Below are 14908 nucleotides of genomic sequence, written 5' to 3' on the forward strand. Positions count from 1 at the left end.
GCATATTAAACTGCTTTCGTTTTTTTAATTTGCTTACTTCTAAGCTGTCCACATGCGGCATCAATGTCCGTTCCTTGTTCATGACGAACGCCACACTGAATCCCTTTTTTCATTAATGTATCATAAAACGCGAGAATCGCATTTTTTTCGCTTCTTTGATATTGGCCATGTTCATCAACTGGATTGTAAGGGATTAAATTCACGTATGCCAGATGGCGTCTTGATTGAAGCAACTTCGCAAGTTGCTGCGCTTCTTCTACATGATCATTGACATCTCTTAATAATATATACTCGATCGTAATTCTTCGATTCGTTTTTTGTGTATAATAATCAACGGCTTCCATTAATTTAGCTATCGGATATGCTCTGTTGATTTTCATCACTCTTGTACGCAATTCATCGTTTGGAGCATGTAAAGACAAGGCTAAATTGATTCGTAGGTCCTCATCAGCAAATTTGTACATTTTCGGGACGATTCCACTTGTGGACACAGTAATATGTCTAGCACCAATTGCTAGTCCATTAGGATCGTTGACAACACGGAGAAAGTCCATCAAGTTATCATAATTGTCGAACGGTTCGCCAATCCCCATCACGACAATATTACTCACTCGCTCGTCTTTCCCTTTTTCATCAAGATGCTGCTGTACCTTCATTATTTGCTCAACGATTTCTCCGCCATTTAAGTCGCGGTTCTTCTTCAATAATCCACTTGCGCAGAAGCTACATCCGATATTACAACCTACTTGTGTCGTAACACAAACCGAAAGACCATAATTAAAGCTCATTAATACCGTTTCAATCAAATTACCATCTTGCATTTTAAATAAAAATTTGATTGTTCCATCCTCAGACTCTTGCTTTACAGATTGTTCTAATGTTTGAACATCAAAATGATCTTCTAATATTTGCAAACATTCTTTATTGACATTCTTCATATCTGAAAAACTTGTTACACGTTTTTTATATAACCAATCCCAAATTTGCTCAGCACGATATTTTTTCTGACCTTGTTCCAATAACCACTCTGTCAGCTGATCCTTCGTTAAACCATAAATCGATTTCTTCATTTTAGTAATCCTCATTTCAAAAAAGTACAATTCAATTATTATACTACTAAAATTAGGATAATGAAACAACTGATAGTATGATTTATTTACCATTTTCCTAAATCATCCGTCATATAAGCACTACTTTAAAGGTTTTTACATGTTACAAGTTTTGGTTGTTTAGTCTTAGCAGCGGGTTCAAGTGACTTGTTCATAAGTGCGTGTTCAAAAAGGCGCCAAATTAGAAACAAGAAGTTCGAGACGCGAAGGTTTTGAGGATCGGAGCGTATGCTTTTAATACGTGAGAACCGGAAAAACCGAGCAACGAAGAAATTCGCCGTTTATCATTTGGTGACTTTTTGAACTTCCTCTACAAGAGAAATAAATGCATCTATATCTGCTAATGTTGTTTGTTTATGGATGGAGATTCTAATAAACCGCCTTGTGTCATCTGCTTCGTAACCGATTGCTGCCATCGCAGAAGCCGCCTCCCCAAATCCTATTTTACATGCTGTCCCTGTTGAAATCGCGATTTGATTGCGATTACACTCGAGCATAATCCATTGGCCCTCGATATTAGGTAACATTAATCCATATATAAACGGCGATCTCTTCCCCTTTTTCCCCGTTAAACAAACCGGGTAAACTAATGATTTCAGTTGTCCCTCTATATATTTTTCTACATTTTTTGCATGTGAATAGGAGATGTCCTGTTCCTCCACAGCAAGTTTACAAGCAATGGTCGCTGCGGCAATGCTCGGTACATCTACAGTACCCGCTCGAAAACCTGCTTGATGCGTCGTACCTTCATAGACAGCCTGCCAATGTACAGATGGATCAACATATGCAATTCCCACTCCTTTAGGCCCGAAACATTTATGCGCGGAAAAAACGGCTGATGTTACGTTCATTTCTTTTAGATTAACTGGCAATTTACCGAGCGCTTGAACAGCATCACAGTGAAAAGGAACGCCGGCTGATTTTGCCCAAGTAGCAAGTGTTTGTATGGATTGAATAGCGCCCATTTCTGAATTGACATACTGAATGACAACAAGCGCTGTCCTGCTGCTAACTATTTTTTTATATTGATCGATCGAAATGATCCCATTTTCATCAACAGGAAGATAACGAATCGAGTAACCTTCCTTCTCAAGCTCGTTCATCGTGTTCAATACGGAGGCATGCTCCATTTTAATCGTCACAATTTCTTTTAGCTGTTTCGGTCTACCTCTTAATAAGGAACGAATGGCTAATTGATTCGCTTCTGAGGCACTTCCTGTAAAATATATTCCTTCATGGCGAGCTCCAGTCAGGCCTGCGATTATTTGACGACATGATTGTAACAACTCATTTGCTTCCGATCCTACATCATGCAAGCTTTGCGTATTTCCCCAACATCGTTGCGCCGCTTCTGTATATGCTAACAATGACTCTTGACGAGGTGGTGTTGTGGAAGCATAATCTAAAAAAATCATCTCGAATTCCCTCCTACTTAAAAATAAATCTTGTTTTCAGTGTAACTATATGGTATTAATAGTGTCAAGATGTATGTAAAGTCATGTGTAAAGTTAGGTGTATACAATGGACGATTATTCTGTGAAATTATTTGATGTTATTATTGTCGGTGGTGGTATTGCGGGGAAAATGTTGGCACACAGACTTCCAGCTTCCATGAAGATTGCTTGTATCACAAAAGCAGAGCCGAATGTAAGTAATTCTGTTATTGCTCAAGGCGGGATTGCAGCTGCATTAGCGAATGATGATCATCCCGAAGCACATTTCGAGGACACGATTGCAGTTGCCAATGACCATGCAGATATTGAGCGAGTCAATTTACTTGTGACAGAAGGGAAACAATCGGTGCAAACGTTGATCGAGGAAGGTTTATTATTTGACCGCAATCCATCCGGAAACTGGTCTTTTGGCCAAGAAGCTGCACATTCAAAACGTAGAATTCTACATTCAGGTGGGGATGCAACAGGTAAAGGGATCATGGATTTTTTACAAACAAAAACGAATAACAAACTGTCACTTCATGCTAATTTAGTCGTCATAGAATTGATTATTATTAAAGGCAGATGTGCAGGGGTAATCGTGCTAGACCATTTAGGGAAAAAATCACGAATGTATGGAAAACATATCGTTATAGCAACAGGTGGAATTGGGCAGTTATATGAACATACATCCAATTCCGAAATCTCATCAGGTGATGGGATTTCGCTTGCGTATCATGCGGGAGCCTTACTAACTGATTTAGAGTTCGTGCAATTTCATCCGACGATCCTGCAGCTAAATGGGAAATCAAAAGGTTTAATTTCAGAAGCAGTACGTGGTGAAGGTGCACAGTTGGTGGATGAAGATGGAAAACGAATCATGGAAGGCATTCATCCATCTCTGGAGCTAGCCCCCCGTGATATTGTGGCACGGGCCATTGAAGCAAGTTATCAAAGGCAGAAAAAGGTATTTTTAAATGCTCAGGATATCACAGGTTTCAATAAGAAGTTTCCGACGATTTATCAAAATTGTCTCGATCACTCGATTAATCCGCTCACGGAAAATATTCCGGTTCGACCTGGTGCTCATTTTCATATGGGCGGTATTCAAACGAATGAATGGGGTGAAACGAGTATTCCCTTCTTATACGCGATTGGTGAAACTGCTTGTACAGGTGTGCATGGGGCCAATCGATTAGCAAGTAATTCTTTATTAGAATCACTAGTATTCGCTGAACGAGCTGCACAGACGATTCAATCCAAAAAAGATGATGATTTCAGCATTTCGGGCATTAAGCCTTTCCAAAATCACATGGTGAACCTCCCATCGATTGTAGAGATAAAAAAGATGATGACAACTTATGCGGGAATTATCCGGGATCAAGCAGGTCTAGAAAGATTACTAGAAAGATTAACACCAGCAATTCAACAATTATCGGCACATGTTTTTTCGGACCTTGCTTTACCTACGTTGAAGCTTGCTCATCATTTAACAAGTTCTTTTTTAATTGCCAAATCAGCGTTATTGCGTACGGAGAGTAGAGGCGCTCACTATCGGTTGGATGCAGTGCACCATGATACCAATTGGACTGGAAAAGTGATAGCAATCAGTAAAAACGGCTGCTGTCAATTAAATCGTCATACAATAAATGATCAGAAAAAGGAGGCAATCCTAAAATGAATCCGATTAAAATAAAAAAAGCACTGGAAGATTTTCTACTTGAGGATATTGGGGATCGCGATCTATCAGCAACGATTTTTCCATCCTTACAACATAGTAAAGCAGTGATTCGTGTAAAGGAGTCTGGTGTGATTAGTGGACTTTCCCTTCTATCATATGGATATGAGCTCCTAGATCCGCAAGTAAAAGTTGTACTTGGAAAGCAAGATGGAGATTGGGTTGAGCCAGGAGATTTGATTGCGGAGATTACTGGGCCAACGAATGTGTTGCTGTCTGGTGAGCGTGTATTGTTAAATTTGCTGCAGCGCATGAGTGGGATTGCAACACTTACGAACCTATGTGTGTCAGCTTTAGCTGGTTCAGCGACAAGAATCACTGATACTCGTAAAACGACTCCTGGTCTACGTGTCTTTGAAAAATATGCGGTCCGTTGCGGTGGCGGCTATAATCATCGTAATGGATTGTATGATGCTGTAATGCTAAAGGATAACCATATTGCTGCTGCAGGTTCAATCTTAGAAGCCGTGAAATCTGTGCGAGAACAAGTGGGTCATATGACTGCAATAGAGGTAGAAGTGGAATCGAAAGAGCAGCTACTTGAAGCGATCGATGCGAGACCAAACGTAATTATGTTAGATAATCAAACGCCAGATACAGTGCGCGATTGGGTTCAATTTGTTCCTGATTTTATACAAACGGAAGCTTCTGGAGGTATTACAATCGACGGACTATATGCATATGGCCAAACGGGTGTCGACTATATTTCACTCGGAATGCTAACACATTCTGTGAAAAGTTTAGATATTAGCTTAAACCTATCTATTTCTAAGAAAGAGGTTGAAGTGTAATGACAACAATGTTAGAGCAATTAGTATCGGCCGATGCGATGCCTGAAAGTTATTTGCAGGCAACTGCGGATGAATTATATTCACGAGCATTAGCAGCAAAAACTAAGCTGGGTTCCCGATTGTTTATTTTAGGACATCATTATCAAAAAGATGAAGTAATTCAATTTGCTGATGCAACTGGTGATTCTTTACAGCTAGCACAAATTGCTGCACAACAATCAGCTGACTATCTAGTCTTTTGTGGTGTACATTTTATGGCCGAAACCGCTGATATTTTATCGACTGTAAAACAAGTAGTTGTGCTTCCGGATATGCGTGCCGGTTGTTCGATGGCTGATATGGCTGATATTGATCAAACGGAGCGGGCTTGGGGAGAGTTGGAACGCGTATTTGGAGAAACGATTATCCCGCTGACATATGTAAATTCAACTGCGGCAATTAAAGCTTTTGTTGGTAGATATGGTGGTGCAACAGTAACATCGTCTAATGCGGAAAATATGGTCCGCTGGGCCTTGTCGCAAAAAGAAAGATTGCTATTTTTACCTGATCAACATCTTGGTAGAAATACGGCAGTGAAACTTGGTATTAAACTAGAAGAAATGGCGATCTGGGATCCCATTCGTCACAAGCTAGAGTTGAATTGTCCAGTCGAAGATGTAAAAGTAATTTTATGGAAAGGGCACTGTTCTGTTCATATGAACTTTTTACCGAAACATATTGATCATTTACGTACGAAGGAGCCCGATCGCCGCATTCTTGTTCATCCTGAATGTACGTATGAAGTCGTGCATGCTTCTGATGATGCAGGGTCAACTAAATATATTATCGATACAATCGCTGCTTCAGCGCCGGGCTCAAAATGGGCTATTGGCACAGAAATGAATTTGGTCAACAGATTAATTAAAGAATTTTCTGATCGCGATATCGTCTCATTAAATCCATACATGTGCCCTTGCTTGACGATGAACAGGATTGACTTGCCGCATTTAACATGGGCACTAGAGTCACTCCTAGAAGGTCGAATTCCAAATCAGATTACAGTGGATACGAAAACCGCTAGTGAAGCGAAAATGGCATTGGAGAAAATGCTATAAACGTGGGATGTACGCAGTAACTAATGAAAGTATTTGCTTAGTGAATAGCTAGATTACCTCTTTTTGTAGTCTAGCTATCTTCACAAGCACTGCTGAATAAACAATTCAGATAAAACTTATTATAACCAAAAATCATTTCATAGAAGGCTTTTTTGCATAAAAGTTACCATTTCTGTTTCAATACCTTTATTTCCATTCCCATCAATATATTCCCAGCTAATCGAAAATTCGCCATATTCCCAATCTCTATAACCCAATTTTTCATAGAGTCGTTTGGCTTCAGGATTACCTATCCCCACTTCTAATCCTATGTATATGCGTCCCATTTCTTTTGAAAGTCTTTCAGCTTCTTGAATGATAGCTGTTGCTACGCCCATTCTACGATATTCATCTTTGGTGTGCCCTGCTTCTAGAAAGGCACTAAAAGTAATATTAACGTGCTTGATAACAGGGGCATCCCTCGGACCACTCCATCGTAGTAAGAAATGACCAACTGGTATTTTACCATGCCAAGCAATTAGATAAATTCCCTCCCCTTTTTTTTGTACATCATATCGGTTGTATTGAAACATTGGGTTATCGGGAGAAAACTGTGATACAAGGAATTCTAATTGCGAATCCTCTGCTTTTTTTATTTCTAGGGATAATTCTTGATTATTCATATCAAATCCTCCTCAATATAAAGCTAGCGTGTTCATCTCTTACAAAGGGTAATTTTTATTGAATTTTTCTGCCCAGTAAGACTACGTAAAAATTGTTGTACTAAGAAATAAATTCTCGCATAAAAAATACCCTTTTTGCAATTTTGAAAATGATTGTTAAAAAGACACAATTGCTCCAACAGCATTTCTAATCATAGTTATTATCATCTCCTGCTATGTTTCTTCCCAATGTGATAAATCTCCTTCTAAAACAATTCTATTGTCCTGCTCCCTTAATTCGACAACAGTTAAACTAGTATCGTAAATAAAAGGTGGCTCCCATAACTTTTCAAGAGGAGAATTTTTAAAGAAAGCCAATAACATTTTTATCACAACCGAATGAGTTACAATTAGAACATTTCCAGAGGTGTTTTTTTCTCTAATAGCATTTAATGATTTCAAGACCCTGCCTTGTAAATCAATAAAATTTTCGCCATTAAGTGAAGTGTATAGATGAGGAGTATTCCAAAATGAGTGATATTCATTTGGATAATTCTCTTCAATATACGATTGAGTTTTCCCCTCCCAATCTCCTATATCTATCTCTTTAAGATTTTCATCAAAAATAATTGGAATATTTCTGTCTTTACAAATCAATTCGGCCGTCAAACGGGTTCTTTTACTTGGGCTTAAATAAATTGCATCTAAATCTATTTCATTAAGCCGCTTTCCTAAACAGACAGCATTCCTAATACCATTCTCTGTTAATTGTGAGTCGCCCCAACCTTGCATTCTCTTTTGTATATTCCACTCTGTCTCTCCGTGTCTTGTTATGTATAAAGTAAGCATTATCTTCCCTCTCTTTATATTCGAACTTTGTAACTAAAGATTCCAACTAAACCATCTACCATGCCCATCCGTTTCACCAATTATTTCATTATGTTCGTTTTTATTTATATAGTAATCAAGATGGAGTTCTCTATCCCAAATATTGTTATAAATATGATAAACATCTCTTTTATTACCAATTCTCCTGATATTATCTATTAATTTGTATTTCACTTTTTCTGATAATTGATTAGCAACATGTGTATGGAAAACACATATAATTGCTTCTTGTGAAATTTGATTAACAATTTGAGGAAGTAATTCAACACCATCTCCCTCAATTAAATTGAGTTCATTTTTATTCTTTTTAATACAGCTTACAGCCTGTTCAAATAGTACTCTTCTTTCCCTATGCTCTGGCCAAATAAGTGAATTTAACCATAAAGAATCTTCCTCATGAGTGACGTCAATAATATGCAAATCTAAACCAATTCTATATGTAACAGCTGGACTTCTCGGAAGGGGTTTTGGCGTTTTATCTCCTCTAATTTCAGCCTGTATATGAATGTCAGAATGAATATCGCCAAAAGTGCCATCTGACATATAGGAATAGCGATATTTATCCCATAGAAGTTGAAAGCCTGCACTTGTTCCTATTTCAATAAGTGCCAATGGCTTATTCATTTTGCTATATATGTAAGAGAAGATCGGGTATAGATAAGCACAACGACGCACTTCATTCGTCTGTACTAATTTAACTTTGAGAATAGAAATAATCTCTTCTCTATGGGTTTCACAAAAGTTCTTAAAGTGAATAAAAGATTCTTTTATTTCTATTGGTTGATCTGCAATACTTGGGTAGTATTCATTTAGCACATGTTCATTTCCTTTAAGTAAGAGATAATGAACTGCACGGGATTGGTTGTCCTTCCTGCGCATAAGAACTTAACTCAAGCATTTCTTCGTCATCTGCGATTTTTAAAGATAAATACTCATACAACTTACTCGAACCCTTACATTCTCTTTTTGCAAAGGTCTTAAATTGTTCTGATACTTGAGTAATGTTCAAAGTGATTCCCTCCAAATGATTCATTTGCAGAAAATAGGAAATACTAACATTCTAATTTTATCATATTAATATTCTAGATGAACTAAATTTCCCTGTTGATTCAACAAACAGGCGATCAAGTTGTAAGGGGTTTCATCATTTTCCCAATAATCTCCTTCATTTGATGAACACCTTGATCCGTATTAGCCTTAATAATCGCTCTTTGCTCCAAATATGGATACACCACCATCATATATTGAAAACTCACATCCCAACCAAGTGAAGAAACTTCAACATTTTTTTCCGAACCATCTAGAAAAACCCTAGTCAAGGCTTCACCACCTTGTGAGGCGAGGTAACGCCCAACCAAATAATCTTGATTCATAAAATTCATTTCACGAATTGGGTTTATTGGATATTATTGGTTAATCAACACTTATGACTTAAAACGCTTCAAATAATTCATTTTGTGATTGAAGTTCTTTAATTGTTAAAGGTTCCATAACATAACCCTTTCTATTCTTCAGACTACTTTGTAAATTCACTTTAGCGTGTCTTTCATTGGGGGTCTTTTTGTGTAATCCAAGGTATCATGTTTTTACCACTTTCGATCCACTCATTATGATAGGGTTATTTGAATTCTCAATTTATAATTGGAATTTCTCCTTAATGATTTTAGCTACTTCTTCTGCACGCAAATTTGAATTATTTATTTTAATATAGTTTTCCTTCTTAATTTCTCCTTCTTGCGAGTTTAATCTGTATTTCTTCATTGATATTTTTAAATCATTTTCAGACCAATCTATATTTCTTTTGGAAGACTTGTGTTCAAGTCTATGGGGGCTCTTATTACGCTCTAGTCTTTCTTCCATATCCGCTTCAAGTTCAACAAAATAAACGGTCCCACCCTTTTCCTCAAAGATGCTACATACCTTTTCTACGTAATCCCAATCTTCTTGCTGATCAAACGCCCATACATATGTAAAAATTAATCCGTTTAAATTACTTTTAGCTACCTCCTCAAATATTTCCTGTCGAAATAGATTTACTAATCTACTTCCTGCCTCCGTTCCATAGCTAAAAAAAGGCGCAACTAATTCAATCGTCATATGATTATGAAAAAGTTTTAATTCAGATATTTTTTCTAATTCATGCCCAACTGTCATTTTTCCAACTGCTTGTGGTCCAAATATTAAAATAAAATGCATAGATCTTTCCTCTTTTCATATCTTTTTTTACATTCCACGAATATCAAGTTTTACTTGATCGAATGAAACTAAATTAATAGCAAAACTATTTTTTAATTTAACAGTTTAATTTAATCAATTTTAAATAATCTGTATACTTATAGCAAGCTTTTCTTCATCCATCTATTATATTGCAAAAGGATGATAAGGATTTAATCTATGTTTAGGATATCTCAGTACAGGATATATTGTAATGTAATTACAATTACATTTTTTATTTCAATTTGAAATAAGTGATGGTTGTATTCACATTACTAATATGCTTGGTCCATTAATCTGGATAATATAAAAATGTGTGAATCTATATTTTGGAGAAAAATAGCATTAATTTATTCAGACAAGTGATGTCTGGCTATATGGAGGAGGATAATGATGCAAAGCAAAAAATTAATAAAAGTTATTTTTTCTTTATTCGCGATATTTATGTTAGCTGCTTGTACAGCTGGTAATGAAGAAATGAGCCCTAATGAAGGTACTACTGACAAACAGACTGGTCAAGATGAAAATACAAATATGGACTCAGACTCCCATGCAAATATGGAGCATTCAAGCTCTGGGGAAGTTCCAAAGAATTTAAAGATTGCAGAACATCCAACATATGAATTTGGTAGCCAAGCGATTATCGAGACAGATCACATGGAAGGTATGCAAGGGGCAGAAGCAACAATTGTAGGTGCTTATGATACTACCGCTTATTCTGTTTCATATACTCCAACAAACGGTGGAGAACCGGTAAAAAATCATAAATGGGTGATTCATGAAGAAATTAAAGATGCTGGAGAAGCACCCTTGAAACCTGGAACAGAAGTAACCATCGAAGCCTCCCATATGAAAGGGATGAAAGGTGCAACGGCTGTAATTGATTCCGCCGAAAAAACAACAGTATATATGGTTGATTACACCTCGAATACCGACGGAAAAGAAGTGAAAAATCATAAATGGGTTATAGAAAGTGAATTATCGCCTATTGAATAAAATTTAAAAAGAATGATTGGTATTTTTTAAGCAGCTAATAGAGCCTGTCAGAAAATGGATAGGCTTTTTTTTACTTTATTGTCTGGAGCCATTGGTTTCCTATTGGCCCAATTTATTGTTTTAACGCTTTCCAAATAGTCCATCTATCTTTTTCAATAATTGGCTCATTGTTTTTTAAGTCAACCTGCTTTTTTATATAAACTACAAGATCCTCAAGTTGTTTGTTGGTTAATTCATAAAGAATGGAACGCCCAGTCCGGTTCAATATATCTGTTATTAAATCATCTATTATTTTATATGTTTTTCGTATTTCCCATAACTTATATTCTTTTGAATTTTTGAAGCCTACTTCTTGCAATATTTTTAATACCTTTTCACTTGAATACCTTCTTGAGGATTCTTTCTTAATTAAGTTAGGATATCTAGAGAAAAAAAATCCCCTTATATGTGTTGGGCTGCCTTCAAGCATGCAATCTTCTGGAGTTCTATCTTGAATGAGGCATACACCATTTGGTTTTAAAAGGCGGTACATCTCTTTAAAGCAGTCGGGTAAATCATTAATATGGTGTATAACCGCTCTTTCTAAAACAATGTCATATTGTTCATTTCCCAATCCTGTATCCAATGCATTGCCTAACTGAAAGTTTATATTAGTATATCCTTTACAATTTTTTTCGGCAGAGAATAATAATTGCTCCGAAAAATCTAAACCAGTAACTTCAGAAGCGCCCATCTCTACAAATGCTTTCGTATAGATCCCGCCCCCGCAGCCAATATCTAATACTCTTTTTCCTTTCACATCGCAAATATCTTTTATTTTACTTATCCAAGTTAAATCTGCTTTTCTTGTAGAATAAGTAGAACGGTTATCCTGACTGTGAAAATCAATTGTCATATTAAATCCACCTACTTTCGTTTATTTCCCATTTAATCGTATTTATTTAGGCAATAAAGAACAATTGATAGTTTTGTATAAGAGAGCTCTTTACATGATGTTTTTGGTAAGTTTGTCTTTATGCTCACTTGACAATTTAATCAAATGAAACTCTTCCCTATCTATTAACTTTTTTATTTTATTTGCTTCATGCCATGCCATTTCATAAAGGGATATGTCAATGTTCCCATCGTTTAGTGCAGCTTCAAGTTCGTCTGCATCTTGGAGAATAACTTCCCCAGTTGGCAGGATAATGATATCCAAAAACAAATCATCCATCCAAGGCACACCATTTTCAAGCCCATTTTTATAACAAATATCAATATACCACTGCACGATTTTACCGTCAGAATCAAACATCGTAGTTAGTGAATATCTTTCTTCAATAGGGAAATGCTGGAGCCAACTATAACCATCATTAACGATGCAAACCTTCTTTTCGTCATATTGAATAAACAGTGGATGAGTAACTTTTTTTACCTTTAGTAAAGAGATATATCCTTTAAAATATTTTGTATCTAAAAATGATTGAACATATTCCCTTTTTACAACACGCTTCCATTCAGATCGGTCCCCATATTTTCTTTTTAACATTTTTCAGCCTCCAGAACACAAAGATAGGAAATACATTCATTTTTAGTTTTAATTCTGACTTTATGCTGTGTGCTGATTTTAATAGAGGATAGAAGATGGCGATAATCTAAGATCGAAACTCTCCAATAATCCTTATTCATTTCTTCCTATTCTCCATACCCTCATTCTAATGAAAGCAATATCTCAAAAGTATATGAATCTTTTTAAATGATAGAAATGCACTTCATTAGCTTAACGTTTGATTGCATCGATTATTAAAGATGGAAATACAAGCTTATCTCCTTGATTTCTTATGTCATATTTTTTAGAACGAAAAATAACACAAATTTGCCATGCTCATCGCAATATTCAAGTAGGTTAATTTCAAATCCTGCCGCTTCAAACATTTTCGATAAAGTTTTATAATGATGAACTATTTTATGACTTGCAGCAGGATGGTCCATAGGTCCTGGTCCACCTACTCTAACTGTATTTTGATATGTTTCGTCTGGAAAAAATGCATCTGGCACTGCACAACGAATATAACCAGACGGTTTTAAAAATTTATAGCAAATTTTAGCAGCTTCGATTCCATCCTCATATGTAAGATGTTCCCATACGTGTTCCGCTAAAATAGCTGTAATTGAATTGTTATCAAATTTACTTTTCCAGGTGTCCTCATCTAATAAATCGAGATCTTTTTCCTGTGTATGTATCCAACTTGGATTGTTATTATATTCACCAGCTCCAATTACTAGCTTCATTTCTTCTTCAATGCTCAAACGTTTCACCTCTTAGTTATCATTCTTCCATCAAAGGCCTAGATTAGTAAAAACATTGCTATTTTTTATAAACACGTACAGGTTGTTGAACATTAAAAGCTATTATTTCTTATAAAATATGTAGTTGTAGGAATAGAAATAAAATGGTCGGTAGATGTTGAACAATTTATCAGTATACTGATTATCCTATCTCCTATTCAAACGTATTAATTCTCATAGATACTATTTTAAGGGTTTTCCGAATACTATATGCCAATGGAGATGTTTGGACTCTTGGTATTCACCTAAGTTTGTAATTACTCTACACGCTCCGTTTTCTGAAGTTACTTTTAAAGCTACTGTTTTTATTACTCCCATTAGTTCAAGCAATAAATCGGTTTCATTTTCTTCCAGTGATAATAAAGATGGAATATGTTTCTTTGGAATAGCAACAATATGGACTGGATAGAAAGGTTTGGTATGATAATAAGCTAAAATATTTTCCGTCTCTATTACTTTTTTTACAGGTGTTTTACCACTTAATACTTCATCACAATAAAAATCGGTTGTCATATTCATCCTCCTAAAAAGTTATTTCCATATCAATTTAATAATCTATCTGCAGACGGTAGAAATATAATGTTCAAAGAAAGAATTTCGATTTACTGCAGTTGCAATTTCACAATTACCAACATTGCTTTCTTGAAAACTCTTTCATAGTTAGTAGATGGGGCGCCATGACTTCCATTGTTTTTCTGCAACTTGTTAAAAATAGCAAGAATGCGAAGAAAGTCAATAGTCCGAAAATAAACCGCCTCTTTTGGAATGAGCATACTTCAAATATTGGGAATCTTCTTAGGTTATTATTGCAATTTTCTGTATATAATTCCGTTGTTAAATAGCATGGCAGTGTTTAACCATCTTCAACTAGTCAGTTATAAGCATTTTTATTTCAAAGCTAAAATCGTAAATTCCCAAGGAATATTTTCATTATTCCACCCACGATGTTCATCAAATTTGTGTAGCTTGAAACCAGATTTAATAACTGAATTTATTATTTCACTAAGTGTAAATGATCTAATTGATACATCTGGAAAGTCCTGTTGTTCTTGCTCGTCAAAATAATGTTTATAAGCTAAATCTCCATTATATAAATCTTTATCAAAGTATTTAGGGATAAATTTAAAATCAGAACCTATACATCTTCTTAATGGATGAAAATCACTTAAAATCATTTTTCCATCACTTTTTAAAATAGAAAAAAGAATAGCCGTAAATTTATCAATGTCATTAAAATAGTGTAATATCCCACCTTCGAGATAAAGGATGTCAAAGTGACCTGAATATATCGTTAAGTTAATGTCATAAATATCACCAACAATATATTCAATAGACGTATTTGCACAATTAGCTAATTCTAAAGCATATCTTTTATTTTCCTCTGATATATCAAATATTGTTACATCCGCACCTAATAAAGATAGTGGAACAGCTTTTCTCCCATTTGAACCGCAAAGATTAGCAATCTTCATTCCTTTAATTTGAGTAAAATATGGTTGGTGTTTTTTTAAACTTGCTTGAGGATTTTCTAATATTTTCTTAGCCTTTTCCATTGGAGATCCATCTCTTTTGTTCCAAAATTCGTATGCACGATATTCCCATGCATCCTTATTGGTTGTACTTTGTTCATTCATTTGCAACATCTCCTAAAAATTTACTCAAAAGGAAAGTGATAT

Annotated in this window: 14 protein-coding genes and 2 pseudogenes; 4 read left to right on the plus strand and 12 right to left on the minus strand. The window is 35.6% G+C overall.

Features of this window, described 5'->3' with window-relative positions; translation table 11 throughout:
* Window positions 1–5: 5 nt before the first annotated feature.
* Entirely contained in the window at window positions 6–1070 is a 1065-nt protein-coding gene (rlmN, locus tag MHB53_RS04105; RefSeq protein WP_340915884.1) for a 23S rRNA (adenine(2503)-C(2))-methyltransferase RlmN, read from the minus strand.
* A gap of 323 nt (window positions 1071–1393) precedes the next feature.
* Entirely contained in the window at window positions 1394–2524 is a 1131-nt protein-coding gene (locus MHB53_RS04110) for an IscS subfamily cysteine desulfurase (protein ID WP_340915885.1), read from the minus strand.
* A 106-nt stretch (window positions 2525–2630) separates the two neighbouring features.
* Between MHB53_RS04110 and nadB the strand changes: the two genes are divergently transcribed.
* From nadB to nadA, 3 genes are read left to right on the plus strand one after another with little or no spacing between them, the layout of a single operon-like run.
* Window positions 2631–4223 carry an L-aspartate oxidase gene (nadB, locus tag MHB53_RS04115; protein ID WP_340915886.1) on the plus strand — a complete coding sequence of 531 codons (1593 nt, stop codon included), beginning with the start codon at window positions 2631–2633 and terminating at the stop codon, window positions 4221–4223.
* On the plus strand, window positions 4220–5071 hold the full coding sequence (nadC, locus tag MHB53_RS04120; RefSeq protein ID WP_340915887.1) for a carboxylating nicotinate-nucleotide diphosphorylase: 852 nt from the start codon (window positions 4220–4222) through the stop codon (window positions 5069–5071). Before nadB ends, nadC begins: the two co-directional genes overlap by 4 nt.
* Complete coding sequence (gene nadA, locus MHB53_RS04125; protein ID WP_340915888.1) at window positions 5071–6165, plus strand: quinolinate synthase NadA; 1095 nt, start codon at window positions 5071–5073, stop codon at window positions 6163–6165. Before nadC ends, nadA begins: the two co-directional genes overlap by 1 nt.
* A 137-nt stretch (window positions 6166–6302) precedes the next feature.
* Here nadA and MHB53_RS04130 read toward each other — a convergent pair whose 3' ends face one another.
* The 5 genes and pseudogenes from MHB53_RS04130 to MHB53_RS04150 form a co-directional block, all read right to left on the minus strand.
* Window positions 6303–6827 (minus strand): GNAT family N-acetyltransferase, encoded by a 525-nt coding sequence (locus tag MHB53_RS04130; RefSeq protein WP_340915889.1) that lies wholly within the window; start codon window positions 6825–6827, stop codon window positions 6303–6305.
* Window positions 6828–7040: 213 nt separating this feature from the next.
* Complete coding sequence (locus MHB53_RS04135; protein ID WP_340915890.1) at window positions 7041–7655, minus strand: histidine phosphatase family protein; 615 nt, start codon at window positions 7653–7655, stop codon at window positions 7041–7043.
* A 33-nt stretch (window positions 7656–7688) separates the two neighbouring features.
* A pseudogene (locus tag MHB53_RS04140) lies at window positions 7689–8727 on the minus strand (DUF2332 domain-containing protein).
* A gap of 91 nt (window positions 8728–8818) precedes the next feature.
* Window positions 8819–9013 carry a hypothetical protein gene (locus MHB53_RS04145; RefSeq protein WP_340915891.1) on the minus strand — a complete coding sequence of 65 codons (195 nt, stop codon included), beginning with the start codon at window positions 9011–9013 and terminating at the stop codon, window positions 8819–8821.
* A 316-nt stretch (window positions 9014–9329) separates the two neighbouring features.
* A complete protein-coding gene (locus MHB53_RS04150; RefSeq protein WP_340915892.1) occupies window positions 9330–9890 on the minus strand; it encodes an AAA family ATPase in 561 nt (186 codons plus the stop codon).
* A 411-nt stretch (window positions 9891–10301) separates the two neighbouring features.
* Here MHB53_RS04150 and MHB53_RS04155 point away from each other — a divergent pair, with 411 nt between their 5' ends.
* Window positions 10302–10904, plus strand: coding sequence for a YdhK family protein (locus MHB53_RS04155; RefSeq protein WP_340924465.1), 603 nt, complete (start codon window positions 10302–10304; stop codon window positions 10902–10904).
* A gap of 112 nt (window positions 10905–11016) precedes the next feature.
* Here the strand turns inward: MHB53_RS04155 and MHB53_RS04160 are convergent, their stop codons facing one another.
* The 5 genes and pseudogenes from MHB53_RS04160 to MHB53_RS04180 form a co-directional block, all read right to left on the minus strand.
* Window positions 11017–11799: a class I SAM-dependent methyltransferase gene (locus tag MHB53_RS04160; protein ID WP_340915893.1), complete on the minus strand. Its 783-nt coding sequence runs from the start codon at window positions 11797–11799 to the stop codon at window positions 11017–11019.
* Window positions 11800–11889: 90 nt separating this feature from the next.
* Window positions 11890–12432 carry a DUF402 domain-containing protein gene (locus tag MHB53_RS04165; protein ID WP_340915894.1) on the minus strand — a complete coding sequence of 181 codons (543 nt, stop codon included), beginning with the start codon at window positions 12430–12432 and terminating at the stop codon, window positions 11890–11892.
* 231 nt (window positions 12433–12663) lie between these two features.
* Window positions 12664–13175: pseudogene (locus MHB53_RS04170) on the minus strand (class I SAM-dependent methyltransferase).
* Window positions 13176–13415: 240 nt separating this feature from the next.
* A complete protein-coding gene (locus MHB53_RS04175; protein ID WP_340915895.1) occupies window positions 13416–13745 on the minus strand; it encodes an HIT domain-containing protein in 330 nt (109 codons plus the stop codon).
* Between the two features lie 374 nt (window positions 13746–14119).
* Complete coding sequence (locus tag MHB53_RS04180) at window positions 14120–14866, minus strand: class I SAM-dependent methyltransferase (protein ID WP_340915896.1); 747 nt, start codon at window positions 14864–14866, stop codon at window positions 14120–14122.
* Window positions 14867–14908 lie beyond the last annotated feature (42 nt).

This window comes from Bacillus sp. FSL K6-3431 (assembly GCF_038002605.1).
Taxonomy (GTDB): Bacteria; Bacillota; Bacilli; order Bacillales; family Bacillaceae_C; genus Lederbergia.

Bases quoted from the DNA above. Each gene is read 5' to 3' on its own strand.
- rlmN (WP_340915884.1), bottom strand. From the start codon at position 1,070: ATGAAGAAATCGATTTATGGTTTAACGAAGGATCAGCTGACAGAGTGG.
- MHB53_RS04110 (WP_340915885.1), bottom strand. From the start codon at position 2,524: ATGATTTTTTTAGATTATGCTTCCACAACACCACCTCGTCAAGAGTCA.
- nadB (WP_340915886.1), top strand. From the start codon at position 2,631: ATGGACGATTATTCTGTGAAATTATTTGATGTTATTATTGTCGGTGGT.
- nadC (WP_340915887.1), top strand. From the start codon at position 4,220: ATGAATCCGATTAAAATAAAAAAAGCACTGGAAGATTTTCTACTTGAG.
- nadA (WP_340915888.1), top strand. From the start codon at position 5,071: ATGACAACAATGTTAGAGCAATTAGTATCGGCCGATGCGATGCCTGAA.
- MHB53_RS04130 (WP_340915889.1), bottom strand. From the start codon at position 6,827: ATGAATAATCAAGAATTATCCCTAGAAATAAAAAAAGCAGAGGATTCG.
- MHB53_RS04135 (WP_340915890.1), bottom strand. From the start codon at position 7,655: ATGCTTACTTTATACATAACAAGACACGGAGAGACAGAGTGGAATATA.
- MHB53_RS04150 (WP_340915892.1), bottom strand. From the start codon at position 9,890: ATGCATTTTATTTTAATATTTGGACCACAAGCAGTTGGAAAAATGACA.
- MHB53_RS04155 (WP_340924465.1), top strand. From the start codon at position 10,302: ATGCAAAGCAAAAAATTAATAAAAGTTATTTTTTCTTTATTCGCGATA.
- MHB53_RS04160 (WP_340915893.1), bottom strand. From the start codon at position 11,799: ATGACAATTGATTTTCACAGTCAGGATAACCGTTCTACTTATTCTACA.
- MHB53_RS04165 (WP_340915894.1), bottom strand. From the start codon at position 12,432: ATGTTAAAAAGAAAATATGGGGACCGATCTGAATGGAAGCGTGTTGTA.
- MHB53_RS04175 (WP_340915895.1), bottom strand. From the start codon at position 13,745: ATGACAACCGATTTTTATTGTGATGAAGTATTAAGTGGTAAAACACCT.
- MHB53_RS04180 (WP_340915896.1), bottom strand. From the start codon at position 14,866: ATGAATGAACAAAGTACAACCAATAAGGATGCATGGGAATATCGTGCA.